Here is a 1,957-nt window from a genome sequence, read left to right as displayed (position 1 = left end):
CCGCACGCTGACGCGCCGAGAGCAGCGGATCATCTGGACGGGGGAACGGGATGCGGTCGATCACGACCAGCGACAGGGTCCGTCCCGGGACGTCGACGCCCTGCCACAGCGACAGGGTGCCCACGAGGGTCGTCTCCTCGTCGGCGGCGAACGTCGCGACGAGGTTGGCCGTCGAGTCCTCGCCCTGGCAGAGGACGGGGGTGTCGAGTCGTTCGCGGAGTAGTTCGGCGGCCGCCTTCGCCGCGCGCATCGACGAGAACAGTCCGAGCGTGCGGCCCCCGGCGGCGGTGATGAGATCGACCAGTTCCTCCTCGGCCGCGGGCGCCGGGCCCTCCCGGCCGGGCGCGGGGAGGTGAGCTGCCACGTAGAGGATGCCGTTGCGGCGGTAGTCGAACGGGGATCCCGCGTCGAGGCCCGTCCACCGCAGTGCGCTCGCGTCGTCGTCGGAGGGCGGTTCGAGCGACACCGCGCTCGCCGTGTCCGGGCGTGCCGACGAGGCGGGCGGCAGTCCCCAGGTGGCGGCGAGACCGTCGAACTTCCCGCCCGTGGTGAGGGTCGCGGAGGTGAGGATCACCGTGGACTCGGCGAACAGGCGGGCACGCAGGAGCCCGGCGACGGACAGGGGAGCGACACGCAGGATCCGTCCTCGTCGTTCCTCCACGCTCATCCACACGATCTCGAGGCGCTCGGTGACCGGCCGCTCGAACGAGGAGAGGATGCGGTCCGCGGCGTCGGCGATCTCGTCCAGCGCGGCGAGGGTCTTCTGACGGTCGGAGGCACCCTGTGGGTCACCGGCGGCCTCTCCGGGCTTGGGACCCGGGACCGCGCTGCGACAGTTCTCGGCGGTGTGGCGCACAGCGGCCAGCGCGAGGTCCGCACCCTCGGGCATGAGGTCCCATCGCGCCTCGGGACAGATCTCCAGCAGCGTCGCGAGGCCCTCCCCGGCGGCGACCATGCGGTCCGCGGTCTGCTGGTCGACGAGCTTCGCCGCCCGGCGCGCGGCCTGGATCACGGCCGCGCCGGTGAGTTCGGCGGTCGTCACGCCGGTCACCCGGTCGGACAGCTCGTGGGCCTCGTCGATCACCACCGCGTCGTGTTCGGGCAGCACGGAGACATCGGTCATGGCGTCGATCGCGAGCAGCGCGTGGTTGGTCACCACCACGTCGGCGCGGCCGGCCTCCTGGCGTGCCAGTTCGGCGAAGCACTCGGAGAACTCGGGGCAGACCTGCCCCAGACACTCGCGACTGGTCACCGACACCTGTCGCCACGCCGCGTCGGAGACGCCGCGGGGCAGGTCGTCGCGGTCGCCCGTGTCCGTGTCCTGCGCCCAGTCGTGCAGGCGGGCGATCTCGCGGCCCAGCCACGAGCTCGGGCCGGTGTCCCGGGGGGTGGCCTCACGTGGGGTGCGCGCGGCCGTGGACTCGCCGCCGAGGGGCAGGTCGAACAGTTCCTCGGTCTCCACCTCCTCCGGGTCGGCCTCGTCGACCGGCCCCGAGCTCACCCGGTGCAGGCACAGGTAGTTGCCCCGGCCCTTGAGGATCGCGTGGGAGGGACTCACGCCGAGTTCCGGGCGGAGCGCCTTGGACAGGCGCGGCAGGTCGCGGTCGACCAACTGGTTCTGTAGCGCGATGGTCGCGGTGGAGACCACCACGGTGTTCCCGGTGGCCACGGCGTGGCGCAGCGCCGGCACCAGGTAGGCCAAGGACTTACCGGTGCCCGTGCCGGCCTGGACGGCGAGGTGTTCCCCCGTCGCCAGGGCGTTGCCCACGGCCTCGGCCATCGTCACCTGGCCCGTGCGTTCGCTGCCGCCCAGACCCGCGACCGCGGTGGCGAGCAGGTCGGAGACGGGGGGGAGCGAGTCGGTCACGCGGATACCCTAGCGGCCGCACCGGACAGTGGCCCGGGCCGCCGGGCGGCTCGGGGGGCAGACCCGGGCGGCTCGGGGGCAGACCCGGCC

Annotated in this window: 1 protein-coding gene; it reads right to left on the bottom strand. The window is 73.5% G+C overall.

What is annotated here, in order from left to right; genetic code table 11:
* On the bottom strand, positions 1-1,867 hold a 1,867-nt coding region (locus tag G6023_RS15485), incomplete at its 3' end, for an ATP-dependent DNA helicase (RefSeq protein ID WP_182636377.1).
* Positions 1,868-1,957 lie beyond the last annotated feature (90 nt).

The sequence above is a fragment of the Dietzia sp. DQ11-71 genome (assembly GCF_014144995.1).
Taxonomy (GTDB): domain Bacteria; phylum Actinomycetota; class Actinomycetes; order Mycobacteriales; family Mycobacteriaceae; genus Dietzia; species Dietzia kunjamensis.
Note: the sequence above shows the minus strand (reverse complement) of the source record. Positions and strands in the feature narration are given on the sequence as shown.